Source organism: Pseudoalteromonas sp. SG44-17 (assembly GCF_014164235.1).
Classification (GTDB): Bacteria; Pseudomonadota; Gammaproteobacteria; order Enterobacterales; family Alteromonadaceae; genus Pseudoalteromonas; species Pseudoalteromonas rhizosphaerae.
Window position 1 is genome coordinate 1 of the sequence record NZ_JACJEV010000101.1, and the last position, 514, is coordinate 514.

The window sequence follows — 514 nt, forward strand, 5'->3', positions numbered from 1 at the left end:
TTAAAGCTGCTGACATCAAACTCACTACCACTGATAGTCCATGCCCCAGAGCCATCAGCCGTCACAGTACGCGATTGGTTATTCGAACCATCGCTGATAGTCACACTGACACTGGCATTGGCTTCTGCGCCAGAGCCGGTGATCAATACACTGCCATCTTCTACAGCATTGATCCGACCATCAACCTCAATCGGGGTGGCGATCGTCAAGGCACTCGGTGCTGCGTTATCTAAAATCACCGCGGTGCTGGCTGCGCTTGAAGTATTACCCGCCGCATCGCTTTGTGTGGCGCTGACGGTGAGCGTGCCATCATTAAAGCTGCTGACATCAAACTCACTACCACTGATAGTCCATGCCCCAGAGCCATCGGCTGTCACGGTGCGCGATTGGTTATTCGCGCCATCGCTGATAGTTACACTGACACTGGCATTGGCTTCTGCCCCGGAGCCGGTGATCAATACACTGCCATCTTCTACAGCATTGATCCGGCCATCAACCTCAATCGGGGTGGCAA

At 53.7% G+C, this 514-nt stretch carries 1 protein-coding gene; it reads right to left on the reverse strand.

Annotated features, from left to right (window positions below; genetic code table 11):
• The coding region (locus tag H5182_RS22080) for an Ig-like domain-containing protein (protein ID WP_182760662.1) at positions 1-514 on the reverse strand (514 nt) is incomplete at both ends.